Genomic DNA, 2,151 nt, shown 5'->3' with positions numbered 1-2,151 from the left:
TTTGATAAAGGAAATTTCGTCCCATACCTTTGCGATATCTTCGTACTGGGGTTCGCCGGATTTTTCTTTAATTGTCTTGCGAATCTTGATCTTGTTCTTCTTGGCTAAATCATCAAAATCGTTCACATTAAAGGCGTTCTTTTTGTCCTGATAGATGACTTCCAAAACATCCCAGAGGTGCTGAATTTCAGTCTCGAAACTCTTAATCATTACATCGTAGGCCTTGCGGTCTTCGATGAGCTGGGCATTGTCAAAATAGCGAAGCTTAATACTGTAGCGCTCGTCTGGAAGATGGGCGATATCGGTGTCTTCGTATTCGCGCAGGACGACTTCACGTCCGTTCTTGAGGTTTTCAATGTACTGATATCCCATTTTGGAAGTGTCAAGAATAGCGGTGAGGGAGTTAATCGCGGTGTTAAAGCCGCGGTTGCGGATATTTTCCATGTCGATGATCTTTTTAATGTTCTCGCGAATATTAAGGGCGTCATAGGATTCCGGGTCAATTTCGGCGCGAAGGTCGGCGATCTTTTCCATAAGTTTTTTCGCCATGAACGTATAGCGTCTGGATTTGGGATCGTCAATTTCGTCATCTGTCATAGTCTCAACTTTACTGAGTTTATTGAAGATAACTTCGCTGTCTGAGAATTCTTCAAGACCCTGATCGATTCTGTCGTCTTTAATTGATTCGAGAACCTTGTCGATAGTATCGATCATGTGTTTTGAGATTAAGTCTTTAATGAGGTATTCAACCGTAACCTGATAATGGAAAATCGGGCTGATTAATTCCGAATCAAGAATGTTGACTGAAAGTTTTACATCGCTGACCGTCTTGGGTTTAATCTGGTTGTCTTTGAACGCGCATTTTACGATTGAATACGCGTTCTCGCCGCGGACGAAAGCGCCCGTGTCTGTCTTCTGACGAAGGATGCTGTTGGTGTGCGTTTCAAGTTCGTTGACGCCTCTTTGAATATGGCCTTGCAAGTGGCCATACATGTTTACCATGGATTTTTCAACTTCGCCCGTATTGAACTTGTCGGCTCCGCCAACGGCGTCAAGCAAGTCGGCAATTTCTTTAGGCGTGTACCGCGTCAGAACTTTTGTTTCTTCCTTGTCAATAAAGTTTCTGACTTTCTTTACCATTTCATCTTCACTCGTTACCATGTAACGGTTGAACATGTTCTGGTAGTTCTGATTAAAGTAATTGTACAGTTTCTCTTTAAGGCTGCCCATTACATCAAGGCGTTCAAGAACGTCTTTGGGCAGTCTAGCCGTAAGGTGGTGGATAACTTTATTAGTTTCCTCCTCCAGTAATAAATTAACTTCAGCCTGCTGATCACGATATTCCTGCGCTAATGAATTGCGTGAACCGACTGCACTTGGTTTCTCCGGATGAAATACATTCGGGGATTTGGGCAGATCAATTGCTCCCATATAAACTCTCCTTAATAAATTAAATTAGTTTTTTACACAACTTATATAAAGAATAACATATTTTTGTCATTTATGTAAAGCCATTTTTGACAAAAAATCAAAAATTAAAAACTAGCTATTTTTACCCGAATATGCTAAAATTTCATCATGAAAAGAACATCTTACTTTTATGAATATTATGGATTCAGAACAGGCATTAAAAACATAAAATTTATGCTATTTTTGGTTTTTGCGGTCTTTTTAAGCCTTACCCCGGCATATGCCCAACGCGCCCCAATAGACGTTAATTTGATTATTGACGGTTCATCCTCGCTTACGGCTGTAAAAAATGATGTTACAACATGGGTTTCAGGGCGTTTGGACCAGATACTGGCGGAAGGGGACAGAGTTACCGTCTGGAGCGCCGGAACACAGTCTAAAATAGTTTATTCAGGGAAAGCGGAAGGCGCTCCCGGCAAGGAAGCGGTAAAAAAAAGCATTCGGGATATTGCTCCTTCCGGGAATAATCCCGACTTTTCCGGCGCTTTGCGAGACGCGGCATCCCGGCAAAGTTCAAGCTACAGTTACACCCTGTTAATAAGCGCCACTCCGGCGGCGCTTTCTTACGTTCTTTCAACCAGGCAGGCGGGTCTTTTACGTTTTTCAAGAGTAGAGGAATTTTCAACATGGCGCGCGCTTGTCGTAGGCTTAAATATTGACGCAAAAGTTAAAAAATCGGCG

2 protein-coding genes are annotated in these 2,151 nt (G+C 42.3%); one reads left to right on the top strand and one right to left on the bottom strand.

Translation table 11 applies throughout. The annotated features are described in order from the left end of the window. On the bottom strand, positions 1-1,431 hold a 1,431-nt coding region (gene cfpA / locus ACYVRA_RS06190; protein ID WP_461251877.1), incomplete at its 3' end, for a cytoplasmic filament protein CfpA. Between the two features lie 147 nt (positions 1,432-1,578). On the opposite strand from cfpA, the gene ACYVRA_RS06185 reads away from it, so the two are divergent. Further along, positions 1,579-2,151: hypothetical protein (locus ACYVRA_RS06185; RefSeq protein WP_461251876.1), on the top strand; the 573-nt coding region annotated here is incomplete at its 3' end.

This window comes from Treponema sp. R8-4-B8, assembly GCF_054786175.1.
This window is presented reverse-complemented; position numbering and strand designations above follow the sequence as displayed.